At 71.8% G+C, this 15,936-nt stretch carries 18 protein-coding genes; 16 read left to right on the top strand and 2 right to left on the bottom strand.

The genetic code is table 11. The features are described from left to right. The first annotated feature begins 2 nt into the window (after positions 1-2). From ACFJIX_RS16910 to ACFJIX_RS16885, 6 genes are all read left to right on the top strand, one after another. Positions 3-1,139 carry a mannitol dehydrogenase family protein gene (locus ACFJIX_RS16910; RefSeq protein WP_377152960.1) on the top strand — a complete coding sequence of 379 codons (1,137 nt, stop codon included), beginning with the start codon at positions 3-5 and terminating at the stop codon, positions 1,137-1,139. 25 nt (positions 1,140-1,164) lie between these two features. Continuing rightward, positions 1,165-2,736, top strand: coding sequence for a UxaA family hydrolase (locus ACFJIX_RS16905; RefSeq protein ID WP_377152958.1), 1,572 nt, complete (start codon positions 1,165-1,167; stop codon positions 2,734-2,736). Positions 2,737-3,150: 414 nt separating this feature from the next. Next, positions 3,151-4,152: a sigma 54-interacting transcriptional regulator gene (locus ACFJIX_RS16900; protein ID WP_377152956.1), complete on the top strand. Its 1,002-nt coding sequence runs from the start codon at positions 3,151-3,153 to the stop codon at positions 4,150-4,152. Positions 4,153-4,322: 170 nt separating this feature from the next. After that, on the top strand, positions 4,323-4,574 hold the full coding sequence (locus ACFJIX_RS16895; RefSeq protein ID WP_377152954.1) for a hypothetical protein: 252 nt from the start codon (positions 4,323-4,325) through the stop codon (positions 4,572-4,574). Between the two features lie 64 nt (positions 4,575-4,638). Next, positions 4,639-5,262, top strand: coding sequence for a DUF4255 domain-containing protein (locus ACFJIX_RS16890; protein WP_377152952.1), 624 nt, complete (start codon positions 4,639-4,641; stop codon positions 5,260-5,262). Continuing rightward, positions 5,259-6,176: a hypothetical protein gene (locus ACFJIX_RS16885; protein WP_377152950.1), complete on the top strand. Its 918-nt coding sequence runs from the start codon at positions 5,259-5,261 to the stop codon at positions 6,174-6,176. The genes ACFJIX_RS16890 and ACFJIX_RS16885 overlap by 4 nt, the downstream gene beginning before the upstream one ends. 29 nt (positions 6,177-6,205) lie before the next feature. Here the strand turns inward: ACFJIX_RS16885 and ACFJIX_RS16880 are convergent, their stop codons facing one another. Together ACFJIX_RS16880 and ACFJIX_RS16875 are read right to left on the bottom strand one after the other, a co-directional pair. Continuing rightward, positions 6,206-6,331: a hypothetical protein gene (locus ACFJIX_RS16880; protein ID WP_377152948.1), complete on the bottom strand. Its 126-nt coding sequence runs from the start codon at positions 6,329-6,331 to the stop codon at positions 6,206-6,208. A gap of 354 nt (positions 6,332-6,685) precedes the next feature. Beyond that, positions 6,686-7,111: a hypothetical protein gene (locus ACFJIX_RS16875; protein ID WP_377152946.1), complete on the bottom strand. Its 426-nt coding sequence runs from the start codon at positions 7,109-7,111 to the stop codon at positions 6,686-6,688. A gap of 122 nt (positions 7,112-7,233) precedes the next feature. Between ACFJIX_RS16875 and ACFJIX_RS16870 the strand changes: the two genes are divergently transcribed. From ACFJIX_RS16870 to ACFJIX_RS16825, 10 genes are all read left to right on the top strand, one after another. Further along, complete coding sequence (locus tag ACFJIX_RS16870; RefSeq protein WP_377152944.1) at positions 7,234-7,977, top strand: phage tail sheath family protein; 744 nt, start codon at positions 7,234-7,236, stop codon at positions 7,975-7,977. Between the two features lie 33 nt (positions 7,978-8,010). Further along, complete coding sequence (locus ACFJIX_RS16865) at positions 8,011-8,454, top strand: phage tail protein (protein WP_377152942.1); 444 nt, start codon at positions 8,011-8,013, stop codon at positions 8,452-8,454. 76 nt (positions 8,455-8,530) lie between these two features. Beyond that, positions 8,531-10,657 carry a phage tail protein gene (locus tag ACFJIX_RS16860; RefSeq protein ID WP_377152940.1) on the top strand — a complete coding sequence of 709 codons (2,127 nt, stop codon included), beginning with the start codon at positions 8,531-8,533 and terminating at the stop codon, positions 10,655-10,657. Further along, positions 10,657-11,688 (top strand): hypothetical protein, encoded by a 1,032-nt coding sequence (locus tag ACFJIX_RS16855; RefSeq protein ID WP_377152938.1) that lies wholly within the window; start codon positions 10,657-10,659, stop codon positions 11,686-11,688. Before ACFJIX_RS16860 ends, ACFJIX_RS16855 begins: the two co-directional genes overlap by 1 nt. A 6-nt stretch (positions 11,689-11,694) precedes the next feature. Next, the gene (locus ACFJIX_RS16850; protein ID WP_377152936.1) at positions 11,695-11,862 is read left to right on the top strand and encodes a hypothetical protein; all 168 of its coding nucleotides are present in this window, start codon (positions 11,695-11,697) and stop codon (positions 11,860-11,862) included. 15 nt (positions 11,863-11,877) lie between these two features. Further along, positions 11,878-12,963, top strand: a complete 1,086-nt coding sequence (locus ACFJIX_RS16845) for a phage late control D family protein (protein ID WP_377152934.1) — start codon at positions 11,878-11,880, stop codon at positions 12,961-12,963. Between the two features lie 71 nt (positions 12,964-13,034). After that, positions 13,035-13,736 carry a phage baseplate assembly protein V gene (locus ACFJIX_RS16840; RefSeq protein WP_377152931.1) on the top strand — a complete coding sequence of 234 codons (702 nt, stop codon included), beginning with the start codon at positions 13,035-13,037 and terminating at the stop codon, positions 13,734-13,736. Positions 13,737-13,747: 11 nt separating this feature from the next. Further along, positions 13,748-15,361 (top strand): hypothetical protein, encoded by a 1,614-nt coding sequence (locus tag ACFJIX_RS16835; protein WP_377152929.1) that lies wholly within the window; start codon positions 13,748-13,750, stop codon positions 15,359-15,361. Between the two features lie 4 nt (positions 15,362-15,365). Continuing rightward, positions 15,366-15,749 (top strand): GPW/gp25 family protein, encoded by a 384-nt coding sequence (locus ACFJIX_RS16830; protein ID WP_331616352.1) that lies wholly within the window; start codon positions 15,366-15,368, stop codon positions 15,747-15,749. A 4-nt stretch (positions 15,750-15,753) separates the two neighbouring features. After that, complete coding sequence (locus tag ACFJIX_RS16825; protein ID WP_377152927.1) at positions 15,754-15,936, top strand: hypothetical protein; 183 nt, start codon at positions 15,754-15,756, stop codon at positions 15,934-15,936.

The raw sequence follows: 15,936 nt of genomic DNA, 5'->3' as shown, positions 1-15,936 counted from the left end.
CCATGACCCAGGCCATCCTCCAGTTCGGCACCAGCCGCTTCCTGCAGGCGCACGTCGACCTGTTCGTCTCGCAGGCGCTCGACCGCGGCGAGACGGGCCGGGCGGTCGGCGGCATCCTCGTGGTGCAGACGACCGACAACCCCGCGAGTGCCGAACGCGTCGCCGCACTGGCCGCCGGCGACGGCTACCCGGTGCGCGTCCGCGGTCTGCGGCGCGGCGAGCGCATCGACGAGACCCTCACATGCCGCGCGGTGCGGCAGGCGCTGCAGGCCGATGCCGACTGGCCGGCGCTGCGCGAGGCCATCGCGACCGATGTGCGCGTGATCGTCTCGAACACCGCCGACCGCGGCTACCAGCTCGATGAACGCGACGGCCCGGCCTGCATCGACGACACGTCGCCTGCGCCGCGCAGCTTCCCGGCCAAGCTGCTGGTGCTGCTGCACCACCGCTGGCGCGCCAGGCCGGCGGCCGCCCTGTCGATCTTTCCTTGTGAACTGATCGAGCGCAACGGCGACGTGCTGCGCGATCTGGTGCGATCGCTCGCCACCCGATGGCACCTGGATGCGGCTTTCGTCGACTGGCTGGGCAACCATTGCATCTGGGCCAACTCGCTGGTCGACCGCATCGTCGCGGAGGCGCTGCACCCGGTCGGCGCCGTGGCCGAACCCTATGCGCTGTGGGCGATCGAACGGCAGCCGGGGCTGGTGCTGCCGTGTGCACACGAAGCCATCCTGCTGACCGACGACCTCGAGCGGTACGTGCGGCTGAAACTGCTCCTGCTGAACGCCGGGCACACCTGGCTCGCCGAACGCTGGAAGGTGGACGGCCGCGCCGCCGGCGAGACCGTCCGGCAGGCGATGAACGATGCGGCCTTGCGATCCGGACTCGAATCCCTCTGGAGCGACGAGGTGCTGCCGGTGTTCACGGCGCTGGGCCAGCGCGCCGAAGCCGACGCCTACCTCGTCGACGTGCGCGAGCGTTTTCTGAACCCCTTCCTCGACCACCCGATCGCCGACATCGCGCGGAACCACGCGCAAAAGAAGCAGCGGCGCTTCCTGCCCATCGTCGCGCTCGCCGACCGGCTGCAGTGCGGCATCGCACAGCCGCGCTTGCGTGCCGCGCTGGCCGACGCGGGTTGATCCGGCCCCGACGGGAGACACCCGCATGACCATCGATGCCAAGGCGGCCATCGACCCGGCCCGGGCGACCGTCGGCGCGCGGGTGATCCGCCTGCATCCCGATGACAACATCGTCGTCTCGCTCGACCAATTGGTCTCGGGCACCCACATCGCGGCCGAAGCCACGACCGTTTCCGGGCTGATCCCGCCGGGCCACAAGATCGCGACGCGCGCGATCGCGACCGGGGAAGCGGTCAGGCGCTACGGCCAGATCATCGGCTTCGCGAGCCGGGCCATCCGCCCCGGCCAGCACGTGCACTCCCACAACCTGGCGATGGGCGACTTCAAGCGCGACTACGCCTACGGGGTCGATGCGCGCGACACGCCTCCGGCAACGCAGCCGGCGCGTTTCGACGGCATCGTGCGCGCCGATGGGCGCGTGGCGACACGCAACTACATCGGCATCCTGACGTCGGTGAACTGCTCGGCGACGGTCGCCCGCGCCATCGCGGACCACTTCCGGCGCGACATCCATCCCGAGGCGCTGGCCGCGTTCCCGAACGTCGATGGCGTCGTGGCGCTGACGCACGGCACGGGCTGCGGCATCGACTCGGAGGGCGAGGGGCTCGCGATCCTGCAGCGCACGCTCGGCGGCTACGCCTGCCATCCGAACTTCGCGAGCGTGCTCGTCATCGGGCTCGGCTGCGAGACCAACCAGATCCCGACGCTGCTGGCGACGCAGGGCCTGCAGGAGTCCGGCACGCTGCACTCGTTCACGATCCAGGATGCGGGCGGCACGACGACCGCCATCGCCCGCGGCATCCAGCTGGTGCAGGCACTGCTGCCACCGGCCAACGCCATCCGGCGGCAGCGCGTTGCCGCCAGCCACCTCGTGATCGGGCTGCAGTGCGGCGGCTCGGACGGCTACTCCGGCATTTCGGCCAACCCGGTGCTGGGCGCGGCGGTCGACCTGCTGGTGGCGCACGGCGGTACCGCGATCCTGTCGGAAACGCCCGAGATCTATGGCGCCGAACACCTGTTGACGCGGCGGGCGCAGACCGTCGAGATCGGCCACAAGCTGGTGGCGCGGATCCGCTGGTGGGAGGACTACTGCCGCCGCAACGGCGCTCAGATGGACAACAACCCGTCCGCCGGCAACAAGGCCGGCGGCCTGACGACGGTGCTGGAGAAGTCGCTCGGCGGCATCGCCAAGGGCGGCTCCACCAACCTCATCGAGGTCTACGAATACGCGCAGCCGGTGAAGGCGCGCGGTCTGGTGTTCATGGACACGCCGGGTTATGACCCGATCTCCGCCACGGGCCAGGTGGCGGGGGGCGCCAACCTGATCTGTTTCACCACCGGTCGCGGTTCGGCCTACGGCTGTGCGCCGTCGCCGTCGGTCAAGCTGGCGACCCACACGGCGCTGATGCGGCGGCAGGCGGACGACATGGACCTCAACTGCGGCGACGTGCTCGATGGCACGCAGACCATCCGGGGCCTCGGCGCGGAGCTGTTCCAGTTGCTGCTCGACACCGCCTCGGGCCGGCTGTCGCGCAGCGAGCTGCATGGTTACGGTCAGAACGAGTTCGTGCCCTGGCAGATCAGCGTCATCACCTGACGTCCCGAGCCGGCGCTCCGCCGGACCGGGGCACGCCGGCGAGGTCACGGGTGAAGGGGACCTGCCTCGATCTTCCTCCTGGAGAGCCCCCTTGTTACGAGGCGATCCCCCCGAGTTCCGCAATTGACCTCTCCGGGGCGGTGGCCTAGCTTGGCGACTAGAACTGCGGCACCAACGCCCAGCGACAGGACACCGGGGAGGAGCAATGGCCAAGCGACGATCGCAGGCAGGTCGAATGCATCTCGAACCATCCGTTCGATCCGCCAACCAAGGCGCCTTTCCACGTTCGAAAGGCGTTTCGATGCAAGTCCCCCTGCGACGGGTCGAGGGTCCGTGGAACGGGCCGGCCGTGCTTCAGCCCCTGGCGCCCCTGCCCCCCACGGCCGTGCGCCGATGGCTGACGGGAGCGCCGCCATGCTGAGCGAGCGCTCGCCCCAGCTCGTCGGTCGCGCGCCGGCCTTCCTGCAGGCGCTGACGCTGATCGAGCGCATGGCGCGCTACGACGCGCCCGTGCTGATCGTCGGCGAGACCGGCACCGGCAAGGAACTGGCCGCGCGCGCGATCCATTACCAGTCGGAGCGGCGCGACGCGCCCTTCGTGCCGCTGAACTGCGGCGCCGTGCCGGAAACGCTGATCGAGAGCGAGCTCTTCGGCTGCGAGCGCGGCGCCTTCACCGACGCCCGCCAGGCCCGCAGCGGCCTCATCGCGGCGGCCGAGGGCGGCACGCTGTTCCTGGACGAACTCGACTCGCTGCCGCTGCGCGCGCAGGTGTCGCTGCTGCGATTCCTGCAGGACTACCGCTACCGGCCGGTCGGCGGCACGCGCGAATGCAGCGGCGACGTGCGCGTCGTCGCCGCGGCCAGCCCGCGCCTGCACGAGCTGCTGCAGACCGGCGCCTTCCGCGACGACCTCGCCTTCCGCCTCAACGTGCTGCTGCTGGAGATGCCGCCGCTGCGCGACCGGCCCGGCGATGCGCGCGTGCTGGCGGAGCACTTCATCGCGAGACATGCGCGGCAGCACGCGTTGCCGCCGCGTGCGCTCGCGCCCGGCTGCGTCGACTGGATCGCGCGTTACGCGTGGCCCGGCAACGTGCGCGAGCTCGACAACCGCGTGCAGCGCGCGCTGCTGCTCTCGGATGGCGAGGAGCTCGATCTGCGCCCGTGTGGCACGGGCATGTCCCACGCGGTCAGATCCACGTCCGACGTCCCTGCCTCCGCCAGCGACCTGCGCGCCTTCAACGACGCGCGCGACGAGGCGATGCTGCACTTCGAGCGCAGCTACCTCGAGCAACTGATGCACTCCGCGCACGGCAACGTGACGCACGCCGCGCGGCTGGCCGGCAAGGAACGTCGCGCGCTGGGCAAGCTGCTGAAGAAGCACGGCCTCGAGCGCAACACGTTCGACGCGCCGAACTGAGCGCGCCACCGGGTCCGCGCCGACCCGGCGGGTGGCAGGAGGCGGGTCCGCGATCACCCACCCGGCAGCTTCTTGCGCCCGCCGCTCCTCTGAAAACGCTCGTCGACACCTCGCCGCAACACCTGGCACGTTCCTCGCATTGCGTGATCACAACGTTGCTGGAGACGCCGTTGTGCGAAGACGCAGGCACGAGAAGACGGCGAGCGGAGTCGGCCATCCTGGCCCACCTCGCCCGCCATCCGCTCGCCGCCGACACCGAGCAGGGCATCGCGCAATGGTGGTTGGGCTCGATGGGCGTGGACGTTCCGCTGGCCGACGTGCGGCAGGCGCTGGAGACGCTGCTGCGCGACGGCCGCATCGAACGCGCCACGCTGCCCGACGGGCGCGCGATCTTCCGCGCGCCGCAGTCGGCCGGCCCCTGACCTGGCGACGTCCGCCGGCAAGCATTCCCCGTCCATCCAGAGGCACTCAGAGGACTTCAGGCGCATGGCCAACATCCAGGCGATCCACTCGGTCGGCCACTCGATCGTGACCTACCTGCGCAACACCTACCCGGCCGACGCCGGCGGGACGGCGATGCCGGAGTGCGACGTCGTCCTGCTGTCGTCCGGGGAACTCGCGGGACCGCAGGAGGACACGACGCGGATCTCCCTGTACCTGTACCGCGTGACGGTCAACGAGCACCTGCGCCAGCACCGCCCGGACCGCATGTCCGGCGAGCAGCAGGCACCGCTCGGGCTGGACCTGCACTTCCTGCTCAGCGCCTGGGCCAGCAACCCGCAGGACGAGCTGCTGCCCTTCGCCTGGGCGATGCGGCAGCTCTACGAGCACCCGATCCTCGACGCCTCCGCGCTGTCGCCGGAAGCCGGCTGGGGGCCCGACGAGGTGATCCAGATCATCCCGTCCGAACTGTCCACCGAGGACATGATGCGCATCTGGGACGCGCTGGAGCCGGCGTACCGGCTGTCGGTCTCCTACATCGCGCGCCGCGTGCGCCTCGATCCGGACAGGATCCTCGACGCCGGACCGGTCGTCGCCACGCGCTTCGGCTACGGCACCGCCGTGCCCGCGGGGAATGCGTCGCCGGGCGCGCCGGGAGCCGCGCCATGACGCTGCTGATCCGTGAGCTGGAACGCATCGACACGCGCGTGCTGGGCGCGCTGCGCTGCATCGACGCGGCCACGCGCGTGCAGGTGGCCACGCCCCTGGACGTGCGCATCGCCGGCGCGACGGTGCGGCGCAATCGCAGCGGGCTGTACGTGATCGTGCGCGCCGAGGCCCCCCTCACGCTCGCGGCGCACGAGGCCGCCTTCGACAACGCGCCTGCCACGCCGACCGTCGGCGACGTCACGCTGTCCGTGACCGTCACCGACCCCGCCGGCCGCTATCTGCCGCGCCGCGCCGCGCTGGCGCTGCCGCGCGATCCGCAGCCCGCGAATGCCGCGTCGCCCGAGTCCCTGTTCCGCCCGGTCGAGTTGCCGCTGTACCCGTCCGCCATCGCGCCCACGGGCATGAACTGGTCGGTGCTGCGCCTGAGCGTGCACGAGACCGGCAGCCTCGACGCCCTCGGCGGCGCCCTGCTGCTGGCCCGCGCCGGCGGCAACGTGCTGGCGCGCGCCCTCACCGACTGGCGCGGCGAAGCGCTGCTGCCGGTGCCCGGCGTGCCGGTGACGACCTGGTCCGACGATCCCGACGAGGTCGTGGTCACCGAGCTCGCCGCGCGCATCGAATGGTGCTTCGACCCCGCCCCCCGGCGCGGCCGGCACCCGCACGCCGGCGGCCCAGGTGCGCGCCGGCCGCGCGCCGGCGGTCCTGCCCCTCGTCGATCCCGACGACCTCGAATCCCGCGCCGCCACGCTGCCCAACGCCACGTTGGACGTGGCGCTGGCGGCGGGGCGTTCGCAGTCGTTTTCCCTTCCCCTCGCACTGCCATGAAGGACTTCCTGAAGGCCCCGCGAGTTGTTCGTCACGGCGATTCCCACCGCGGCACGGTCCGCGGATGCGCCTTCAGGCAAAGGAGATAGGCCATGCCCGAATACCTGGCACCCGGCGTCTACGTCGAAGAGACCAGCTTCCGCGCCAAGTCCATCGAGGGCGTGGGCACCAGCACCACCGCCTTCGTCGGTCCGACGCGACGCGGCCCCGTCGACGGCGTGCCGGAGATGGTGACCAGCCTCACCGATTTCGAGCACGTCTACGGCAGCCTCGAGAACCTCGGGCTGAGCGACGTCACCGACGCGCGGCGGCGCCTGAACTTCGTGGCGCACGCGGTGCGGGCCTACTTCGACAACGGCGGCTCGCGGCTCTACGTCGTGCGCACCTTCAACGCCGCCGGCACCGCCGCGGGACGGCTGCGCGACCCCGGCGGCACGCCGGCCGAAGGCGCCTTCATCCGCGCGCGCTTTCCCGGCGCGGCCTACAACGGCCGGGTGCTGTTCCGCGAGTCGCGCCGCCCCGCGACGCTGCGCACGATGGGCACGGCGCCGGCGGGCAGCGTCCTCGCGGTGACCCCGAACGGCGGCACCGAGACGCTCTACACCGGCAGCGGCGCCACCTGGATCGATGCGGCCTCCGCCGCGCTGTCGCTGGCGGGTCTCGGGCCGGATGACGTGCCCGGCGGCGCGGGCGCCACGGCCACCCTCGTGACGCTGGCGCTGGACGTGATCGACGCCGACGGCGGCGCGCAGACCTGGGAAGACATCGGCGTGGCGCGCACGCATCCGCGCTGGCTCGGCGCGGTGCTGGCGAGGACGCCGGCCAGCCGCGCGGACGCGCTCATCAACACGGTCTGGGCCGACATCGGCGACGGGGTCGACGGCTTCGAGCTGATCGCCGCGATCCGCGCCCTGCCGCTCGTGCCCGGCGACGCCGACGGCCGCCGTGTGCTCGCCCTGGGCGCCGGTGTCGGCAGCGAAGCGGGCAGCGACGGCGTCGCGCCGACGCTCGGCGCCGAGACCACGCCCGGCAGCTACGCCGCGGCGCTCGCGATCCTGTCCGGCATCGAGGACGTCTCCATCGTCGCCGCGCCGGGCAGCAGCGCCTACGCCGAGGCGCAGGCCGTGCAGAACGCGCTGATCGCGCATGCCGAGCGCCGCCGCGCCTACCGCATCGCGGTGCTGGACAGCGCGCCCGCGCAGACGCCCGGCGACATGCGCGTCGCGCGCGGTCGCGTCGACTCCAAGTACGCCGCGCTCTACTACCCCTGGGGTCGTCGTCGCCAACCCGCTCTCGCGTCCGGGCCGCGACGACATCCCCAAGGAGATCGCGCTGCCGCCGTCGGGTTTCGTCACCGGCATCTACGCGCGCAACGACATCCAGCGCGGCGTCTACAAGGCGCCGGCCAACGAGGTCGTCACCGGCGCGCTGCGCTTCGAGTCCGACGTCAACTTCGCGCAGCAGGAGCTGCTCAACCCGCTGGGCGTGAACTGCCTGCGCTACCTCAGCGGGCGCGGCTACCGCGTCTGGGGCGCGCGGCTGGTCTCCAGCGATCCGGAGTGGAAGTACGTCTCCGACCGGCGCTACTTCAACTACCTCGAGGCCAGCATCGACCGCGGTACGCAGTGGGCCGTCTTCGAGCCCAACGGCGAGCGGCTCTGGGCCAACGTGCGCCAGACCATCTCGGACTTCCTCTACAACGAATGGCGCAACGGCGCGCTGCTGGGCAGCACGGTGGAGCAGGCCTTCTTCGTGCGCTGCGACCGCAGCACGATGACCCAGAACGACCTCGACAACGGCCGCCTGGTGTGCCTGATCGGCGTGGCCCTCATCAAGCCGGCCGAGTTCGTCATCTTCCGCATCGGCCAGAAGACGGCCGACGCGGCGTAACCCCCGGGCCCCGTCGCTTAGGAGCACCCCACCATGGCCAACCGCACCACGCCCTACGGCGCCTTCAACTTCCTCGTCAACTTCGACGGCGGCGAGGTCTTCGGCGGCTTCTCGGACGTCTCCGGGCTGGGCACCGAGCTCACCGTGGCCGAGTACCGCTTCGGCAACGACAAGGAGAACCACGTCCGCAAGGTCGCCGGCGTGCACAAGGTCTCCGACGTCACGCTCAAGCGCGGCATCCTCAACTCCAAGACCTTGTTCGACTGGATCGGCGAGGCCCGCGTCAAGGGCCCCGCCGCGCAGAAGAGCGTCACCGTCACGCTGCTCGACGAGGCCCAGAAGCCCGTCCAGTCCTGGGTGCTGCGCGGCGTGATCCCGATGAAGTACACGGGACCGACGCTGGCCGGCAAGGGCGGCGGGGACGTGGCGATCGAGGAAGTCGTGCTGTCGGCCGAGGCGCTGGAGTTGACGGTGTGATCTGCCGTCCTGCCACCGCCGCTGGCCCTCACCCCTGCCCTCTCCCGCAAGCGGGAGAGGGAGCAAGAGAGCGCCCATGAGCCTCGTCTTCGAACCCGCCGCCCCGGCCGCGCCGCCCGATGCGCAGCGTGCCGACGTTGCCTGCTTCGTGGGCTTCGTCGGCCGCCGCGCGGGACGACCGCTGCCCGACGCGCTGCGCACGCAGCTGGATGCGGGCGGCTGGGTGACGGGTCCGTGGGCGCGACCGGCCGCGCAGGTCGAGGCCCTGCTCAACCTCCCGCTCGTGCTCGACAGCTGGCATCTGTTCGACCGCTTCTACGCGTGGGACGAACGGCCCGTCGACGTGCCGGCAACACCTGACCCCCTCGACCCGCTCGACCCGATCACGCTGGCCGAGGCAACGCCGCGCCGCTGCGCCACCTATCTGGGCGCCGCCGTGCGCAGCTTCTTCGCACGCGGCGGCAAGCGCGCGATCGTGATCCGCGTGGGCGATCCCTGGCCTTACCTCGAGGACGCCGCGCAGCGCGCCACGCAGCGCGCCGCGCGCCTGGCGCTGCTGCTGCCCGGCATGGTCTCGACATCAGCGCCCTTCGCACCGCACGACCCCGCCACCTGGCAAGGCGTTCAGCACCTCTACGGCCTGCCGGACGACAGCCTGCTGCTGTTGCCCGACCTGCCCGACGCCGTCGCCACCGTGCCGCCGCCGCCCGATCCGGACCGGCCGTCCGCGCCGCAGCCGGAGGGCTTCGCGCCGTGCGACGTGGAAGCGCCGGAGCCGCGGGACACCTCGCTGCTGCGCATCCCCGCGCCACGGCTCGACGATGCCGGCTACACCCGCTGGCGCCAGGCGATCCGCGACGCGCGCGATTTCCTCGACCGCCGCCAGCGCGCGGCGATGCTGCTGGCCGCGCTGCCCTTGCCGCTCGCGGGCAGCCTCGCCGCCAAGGGCCTGCATGCGCAGGCCGATCCGCGCACCTGGCTGGAACAGACGCAGATCTTGCGCAGCGCCTTCGACGAAGACACGCCGCAAGGCCGCCCTGCCGAAGCGCTCTCCCAGCTCGCCTGGCCGTGGCTGCGCACGCGCGCCGCGCGCACCGACCTGCCGCAAGGTCTGGAGCCGCCGGACGGCGTGCTCGCCGGCCTGATCGCGCAGGGCGCGATCGCGCGCGGCACCTTCCGCTCCGTGGCCGGCGACGCCTCGCTGCCGCTGCTGCGCGACCTCGGCGGCGCGGAGCCGAATGCCCGCCTGGGGCCTGGGCGACGACAGCCCCGCCGGCCGGCTCGCGCAGCGCGTGTGCGTCTTCGCGCCGGGCGCGGACGGCTGGGCGCTGCAATCCGACGTGACGACGTCCGCGATGGACCCGTGGCGCTTCGGCGGCGCAAGCCGGCTGATCGGCACCCTCCTGCGCGCCGCGCGGCGCGCCGGCGACGGCGCCGTGTTCGAGCCCAACGGCCCGAAGCTCTGGGCGCATCTGCGCGGCACGCTGGAGGACCTGCTCGCCGGCTTCTGGCGCGAAGGCGCGTTCAACGGCGGCGCGATGTCCGAGGCCTTCGAGGTCCTCTGCGACCGCACGACGATGACGCAGAGCGACCTCGACGCCGGCCGGCTCGTCGCCTACGTGCGCGTGCGTCCGGCGATGTCGATCGAGCGCATCACCGTCGTGCTCCAGCTCGGCCAGGCGGCCGGCTCCGTTGCCGCCACCGTCACCCAACGGGAGGCCGCATGAGCGCCGACGACCTCTTCATCGGCCTGCACGTCTTCCGCTTCGAGGTCACCTTCAAGCGGGTCGGCACCGGCAGCGGTCCCGTCGAGGTCTGCGGCGGCGCGTTCTCGGACTGCACCGGCCTGGAAGCCACGATGGAGCCCAAGCTCATCAAGGCCGGCGGCGCCAACTACGGCGCCACGCAGCGCGCGGGCACGGTGAGCTTCGCGACGGTCGTGCTCAAGCGCGGCTTCACGCGCAGCCGCGACCTGTTCCGCTGGTTCCAGACCGTGGGCGGCGGCGGCTACGCCTACCGCCTGGCCGCCGAGATCGCCGTGCAGGACACGCAGGGCCAGACCGTGCTGACCTGGGGACTGGACCGCTGCCTGCCGGTGAAGTTCAAGGCCGCCGACCTCAATGCCAAGGGCTCCGACATCGGCATCGAGGAACTGCACCTGGCGCACGAAGGCCTGCGCCTGCTCGATGCGGGAGGCGCGTGATGCCCTGGCTGCCCGACGCTCCGACGGTGGCCTCGGCCACGTTCAAGGTGCTGGAAGGGACCGGCGCCGGCGGGCCCGCGTTCGACGTGCAGTTCAACCCCGCGTCGCTCGAGTACACGATCAGCAATGAGTTCGACGACCGCAACGGCAACAACGGCGCCCGCCAGTTCGTCAAGAAGAGCAGCGCCAAGCTGACGATGACGCTGATCTTCGACACGACCGAAACCGGTGCGTCGGTGCGCGACGTCACGGCCAACATCGCCGGGCTGCTCGAGCCCGCCAAGGACGGCACGAAGAAGTTCGCGCCCAAGGTCGAATTCGGATGGGGCACCTACGCCTTCAAGGGCGTGGTCGAGCAGTTCAAGGAGACGCTGGACTTCTTCTCGCCCGAGGGCGTGCCGCTGCGCTCCAGCATCAACCTGACGCTGGGGAGCCAGGAGGTCGAGTTCCAGAGCAGCAAGAGCCCCGCGCCGGCGGTCGACCGCAACGCGCAGCCGGAGCCCGTCAGCGCGGCACCGGGGGCCGGTGCGGCCGACGTCGCCAATGCGCTCGGCGATCCGCGCGCGGCCCGCGCCATCGCCGGCGCCAACGGCGCGGCCAGCCTGCGCTTCGGCGCCGAGGCCGGACTGTCGGTGGGCGGAAGCATCTCGCTGTCGGCGGCGGCGGACTTCTCGGTCGGCGCGAGCGCCAGGGCGGGCATCGGCATCGGTGGCGGCGCCGGGATCAGCGGAGGCATCGGCGCAGGCATCGGCGGAGGCATCGGCGTCAGCGCCAGTGCCGGCGTCGGTGTGAGCGCTGGTGTGTCGCTGACGGCCACCGCGGGCGCCGCCTTCGCCGACCTGCGCGTCTCGCCCCCGAGCATCAACGTCGACGTCCTCGACGCCCGCGCCGCCCTGCTGCCCGCGCCGCGGGTGGCCGGATCCGCCAGCTTCAGCCCCGGCGGTCGCGCCGTGGCGCAGGCCGGCGGCAGTCTCAGCGCCGATGTCGGCGCGCACGCGGACCTGCACGGCCGCATCCGTTTCGGGAGTTGATCCGTCATGCCCATCACCTTCGAGGAAGTCACCGCCGACATCGAGCGCGAACCGCAGGAGCGCGGTGCCGGACCGCAAGCGCCCGCCGCGGACGCCGCGCCCGACATCGGCGAGCAGATCGAGCAGGCGCTGCGGCTGAAGGCCGAGCGCGCCGCGCGCCTCTGCGACCTCTGAACGCCATCCATCGTCATGACCGAAACCAGCGTCAGCCGTTCCGCCATCTTCAGCGCCCGCCCCACGCTGCGCATCGCCGGGCAGGCGGACGAACGCCTGTCGACGCTGATGACGGCGATGAAGATGGAGGAACGCGAAGGCGGCATGAGCGCGCTGGAGCTGCACGTCACCAACTGGGTCGCGACGGGCGACGGTCGTGCCGAGCTCGCGTTCAACAGCGGTTCATCGCTGAAGCTCGGCGCCGAGCTCGGCGTCTATGCCGGCGACGAAGCCACGCCGCGCGAGATCTTCAAGGGCAAGGTCAGCGCGCTGGAGATGGTCTGCAACTACGGCGCGCCGCCGGAGCTGGTCGTGCTTGCCGAGGACGGCCTGACCGCCGCGCGCCGCGCACGCCGCAGCAAGGTCTTCACCGACATGACGCCGGCGGACGTGGTGAACGCGATCGCCGGTGATCTCGGCCTGACGCCGTCCGTGACCGGCCTCAGCGCGCCGCAGGGCACCTGGGCGCAGCTGGACGAGACCGACCTCGGCTTCCTGCGCCGGCTGCTCGCGCGTTTCGACGCGGACCTGCAGGTCGTCGGCACGGCGCTGCAGGTCTCGCCGCGCAAGGACGTGCAGCGCGGCACGATCGACCTGACGCTCTACAGCCAGCTCGCCCGCGTGCGCCTCACCGCCGACCTTGCCGACCAGCCCACCGCCGTGAGCGTGGCCGGCTGGAACGCGAAGGACGGCTCCGCGGTGAAGGGCGAAGCGAGCGCGGTGGCCAACGCGGGACCCGGCCAGGGCCGCACCGGCGTCGCCTGGGCCAGCGAGGTCTTCGGCGACCGCAACGAGCACCTCGCCGCCCCCGCCGTCTACAGCACCGATGAAGCGCGCGCGGTCGCCGAGGCGGCGCTCGACCAGCGCGCGCGCCGCTTCGTCCGCGCCGAGGGCGTGGCCGAGGGCAACGCGCAACTGCGCGTCGGCGCCTGCGTGCGGCTGGCCGGCGTCTCGCCGCAGTTCGACAACACCTACTACGTGGTGCGCGCCTGCCACCTCTTCGACATGAAGCAGGGCTACCGCACCGAGTTCAGCGCCGAGTGCGCCTACCTCGGGACCTGAAGCCGCGCGCCACACGCGACACACCAGAAGCCAGACGCCAGACACCACCCACGGCCACACGAGACCCCGTCATGCAACGCGACCTGCCCTCCCCCCTGCCCTTCGGCGTCCCGCTGCCCTGGGCCGCGGGCGCCCAACTGGCCAAGGTCAGCTCGATCGACGATCCCGAGCGGCTCAACCGCGTGCAGGTGCGGCTGGTCGCGTTCGACGACACCACCGGCCAGGACGCCGCGATGTGGGCGCGCGTGGTCGCGCCCTTCGCGGGCGACGACCGCGGCACCTTCTTCGTGCCCGACGTGGACGACGAGGTGCTGGTGGTCTTCGCGCAAGGCGACCCGCGCCACCCGCTGGTGCTCGGCGGCCTGTGGAACGGCAGCGCCGCCGCGCCGGCCGACATCGAGAGCGGCGGCCTCAACCGCTACAAGCGCATCAAGTCGAAGAACGGCATCGTCGTCACGCTCGACGACCAGAGCGGCCAGGAGACGCTGACGCTGGAAACGCCCGGCGGCTGCAGCCTCACGCTCAAGGACGGGCCGGGCACGGTGACGCTCGAGGACAGCAACGGCAACAGCATCAAGCTGGAGACCTCCGGCATCACGGTCCAGGCCGCCGCCAAGGTCACGGTGCAGGCCAGCCAGGTCAACGTCACGGCCGGCATGGTGAAGGTGGACGCGGCGATGTCGGACTTCTCCGGCATCGTGAAGTGCGCCGTGCTGCAGACCAACGCGGTCATCAGTGCCAGCTACACGCCGGGCGCCGGCAACGTCTGGTGAGGGAACGGACCATGAACCACCCGCACCATCCTGTCGTCGTGAGCGCGCCGCGCGGCCTGGCCCGCAGTCTGCAGCCGTGGCTGCTGCAACGCAGCGACGACGACTTCATCCCGGCCACGCTGGACGACCTGCGCGGCGCGGGCGCAACCAACGGAACGAGCGGAACGAACGGCGCGAACGGCGCGAACGGACTCGCGCGGCTGCGCGACCTGCGCGCGCGCGCCACCAACAAGAACGGCACGCTCAAGCTCTTCCAGCCGATCCAGCGGCAGTTCCACCTCGCGCTCGTCGAAGCCTGGTGCGACATGCCCGGCGAGCCGCGCGTCGACCCCGCCAAGATCGAATCCGCGGGCCTGGTGCTGCGGCGCCTCGGTGCCGGTGGACAGCCGGAGGGATGGATGAAGTCCAACGGTCGCATCCGCGGTTGGGTGCCGATGTCGCGCGTCGGCGGCGCGGATGCCGACCCCGCGCCGGCGCAACGCGCGCAGCGCGATCTCACCGGCGTGGCCGACATCGATCGCCAGCTCGTGGCGTTCTCGCGCGAGCGGCCCGACACCTTGCTGGAGGAACAGGCGATCCCGTTGTACCTCGCTCCGCCAGACGTCTGCGCCGAGGCCGGCCAGACGCTGTACTACGGCCTGGTCCCGACCGTCAGCGGCGAGATCAGCGAGACGGACGCGAGCTTCGGCGCGGCCGAGGGCTTCGACTTCGGTCCGTCGTCATCGGCCTTCCGGGGTCACCTGGTGCAGGCGCTGCGCGGCGAGTCGATGACGCTGCCCAAGGTCGGCGAATCGGTCAGCCGCGGCTGGCTGGAAGAGAGCGAACAGCCCGGCGCCAACAGCAACCTCGTCCGCTTCGTGTTGATGCTGAGGCAACTCGCGGGCGAGTTCGACGCGTTCGGTCCCGCGGGCGCGGCGATCCTGCAGGCGCTGCATCCGCTGCAATTGCCGCTGGTGCGCCGCAACGGCGAATGGCCGCAGCGCACCGTGCGCGCCGATGAGTTCCTGACGAAGGCCCACACGCTGATCCTGGCGCAGGGCAACGTCTCCGGCACGGTGGAGATGCCCGAGACCTGGCCCGCGATGAGCGCCAGCCAGACGCAGCAACTGCTGGGCGCCATGCACGCCGCGATGCGCGCGCGCTTCACGGCGATGAAGGCCAAGACCGGCCGCTTCGACGAACCCGACGCGCGTTATCAGCTGCGCGCCTTCGTGCGGCTGAAGGCCGACGGTCCCTGCCCGGCCCGCGTCGTCTGGAGCGCGCCGAGCGAGCCCTTCGTGATCGCCGCCTGGTACGAAGGCGCGGGCGCGCCGCCGGTGCAGATCGCCCTGCCCGATCCGGCCGACAAGCAGCTGCTGGCCGCGCTCAAGCCCAACGTGGCCTTCGTGGTGCCGCCGTCGCTGCAGAGCCTGCTGATGGGCTCGGCCAAGGACCTCATCGACGGCAAGAAGCCGCCGCCCATGAACCCGGCGCTGACGTGGATCTGCGGCTTCAACATCCCGATCATCACGATCTGCGCCTTCCTGGTGTTGAACATCTTCCTCTCGCTGTTCAACCTGTTCTTCGGCTGGCTCTTCGCGATGAAGATCTGCCTGCCGTTCCCCAAGATCCCGCCGCAGGAGTGACGCGATGACCTCCGCACTCATCGGCTGGCCGCTGCTGCCGCTCCCGGGCGACGACGGCGGCCTGGCCTGGCCCGACCTGGCGCGCAGCGTGCGCGACGGGCTGCGCCTGATCCTCAGCACCCGCCCCGGCGAACAGCTGATGCGGCCCGAGTTCGGCGGCGGCCTGGACCGCCTGCTGCACCAGCCCAACACGATCGCGACGCGGCGCGAGATGCGCGACCTGGTGCGGGACTCGCTCGCGCGCTGGGAGCGCCGCATCCTGCTCGACGCGGTCGAGGTGTGGGAGGTGCCAGGCGCACCCGGCCAGGTGCGCGTCGAGATCGCCTACCGCCTCGCGCGCACCGGCGAGCCCGGTGCGATGAACGTCACCGTGGACCTGGAGGGCTGACGCCATGGCTATCCTGCCCCCCTCGCTCGACGACCGCCGCTTCGACGATCTGGTGGAGGAGCTGCTCGCGCGCATCCCCGCGCACACGCCGGAGTGGACCAACCCGCGCCTGGGCGACCCCGGCCGCACGCTGATCGAGCTGTTCGCGTGGCTGGGCGACGCGTTGCTGTACCGCGCGCCAACCTGA

This window comes from Roseateles sp. UC29_93, assembly GCF_042695725.1.
Taxonomy (GTDB): Bacteria; Pseudomonadota; Gammaproteobacteria; order Burkholderiales; family Burkholderiaceae_C; genus Roseateles; species Roseateles noduli_A.
Note: the sequence above shows the minus strand (reverse complement) of the source record. Positions and strands in the feature narration are given on the sequence as shown.

Excerpts from the sequence above, each read along its gene's own strand:
- ACFJIX_RS16910 (WP_377152960.1), top strand. The coding sequence starts at position 3 with ATGACCCAGGCCATCCTCCAGTTCGGCACCAGCCGCTTCCTGCAGGCG.
- ACFJIX_RS16905 (WP_377152958.1), top strand. The coding sequence starts at position 1,165 with ATGACCATCGATGCCAAGGCGGCCATCGACCCGGCCCGGGCGACCGTC.
- ACFJIX_RS16900 (WP_377152956.1), top strand. The coding sequence starts at position 3,151 with ATGCTGAGCGAGCGCTCGCCCCAGCTCGTCGGTCGCGCGCCGGCCTTC.
- ACFJIX_RS16890 (WP_377152952.1), top strand. The coding sequence starts at position 4,639 with ATGGCCAACATCCAGGCGATCCACTCGGTCGGCCACTCGATCGTGACC.
- ACFJIX_RS16885 (WP_377152950.1), top strand. The coding sequence starts at position 5,259 with ATGACGCTGCTGATCCGTGAGCTGGAACGCATCGACACGCGCGTGCTG.
- ACFJIX_RS16870 (WP_377152944.1), top strand. The coding sequence starts at position 7,234 with ATGCCGAGCGCCGCCGCGCCTACCGCATCGCGGTGCTGGACAGCGCGC.
- ACFJIX_RS16865 (WP_377152942.1), top strand. The coding sequence starts at position 8,011 with ATGGCCAACCGCACCACGCCCTACGGCGCCTTCAACTTCCTCGTCAAC.
- ACFJIX_RS16860 (WP_377152940.1), top strand. The coding sequence starts at position 8,531 with ATGAGCCTCGTCTTCGAACCCGCCGCCCCGGCCGCGCCGCCCGATGCG.
- ACFJIX_RS16855 (WP_377152938.1), top strand. The coding sequence starts at position 10,657 with ATGCCCTGGCTGCCCGACGCTCCGACGGTGGCCTCGGCCACGTTCAAG.
- ACFJIX_RS16850 (WP_377152936.1), top strand. The coding sequence starts at position 11,695 with ATGCCCATCACCTTCGAGGAAGTCACCGCCGACATCGAGCGCGAACCG.
- ACFJIX_RS16845 (WP_377152934.1), top strand. The coding sequence starts at position 11,878 with ATGACCGAAACCAGCGTCAGCCGTTCCGCCATCTTCAGCGCCCGCCCC.
- ACFJIX_RS16840 (WP_377152931.1), top strand. The coding sequence starts at position 13,035 with ATGCAACGCGACCTGCCCTCCCCCCTGCCCTTCGGCGTCCCGCTGCCC.
- ACFJIX_RS16835 (WP_377152929.1), top strand. The coding sequence starts at position 13,748 with ATGAACCACCCGCACCATCCTGTCGTCGTGAGCGCGCCGCGCGGCCTG.
- ACFJIX_RS16830 (WP_331616352.1), top strand. The coding sequence starts at position 15,366 with ATGACCTCCGCACTCATCGGCTGGCCGCTGCTGCCGCTCCCGGGCGAC.
- ACFJIX_RS16825 (WP_377152927.1), top strand. The coding sequence starts at position 15,754 with ATGGCTATCCTGCCCCCCTCGCTCGACGACCGCCGCTTCGACGATCTG.